This is a genomic window from Vibrio sp. 811 (genome assembly GCF_033339195.1).
On the sequence record NZ_JAWOUB010000942.1, the window covers coordinates 1 to 519 of the forward strand.

1 protein-coding gene is annotated in these 519 nt (G+C 47.6%); it reads right to left on the bottom strand.

All coding sequences use genetic code 11. The features are described 5' to 3' along the window. Positions 1-519, bottom strand: a 519-nt coding sequence (locus R7Q46_RS30250; RefSeq protein WP_318078725.1) for a GMC family oxidoreductase N-terminal domain-containing protein, incomplete at both ends; no start/stop codon positions are given.

Sequence of the window (519 nt, forward strand, 5' to 3'; positions counted from 1 at the left end):
GTTAAACTCAATCTTTGGCTTATCATTCGGGTTAGAAGAAACCACCTCTACAGTGCCCCGGCTCTCTGGTTTATTCGGGCCGACGTGAACCTGGAAACCATGGCCATCGAATGCTGCTTGCCCGTCATAACGCATAGCTGCAGGTAGGAAGTGATATTGAATATTTGGCCACTTCAGCCCTTCACGCGAGCGAATAAACGCACACGATTCAAAATGGTTGGTTGCGCCAAGACCTTTTCGAGTCAGAATCCACTCGGTACCGATTAGCCCTTTGCTCACCAAGCCTAGTTTACTGTTCAGTGTGATTGGCTGCTTACAGTGGTATTGGAAGTACACTTCCAGATGGTCTTGCAGGTTTTTACCTACCCCTTCCAACTGGTGTTTCAACTCGATGCCCGCTTTTTCCAGTACGTCTTTGGGACCAATACCTGAAAGTTGAAGTAGCTGTACCGAACCGATCGAGCCTGCACTAGAAATGACTTCATTTTTCGCGAAACACTGCTGAATTGAACCTGCTTT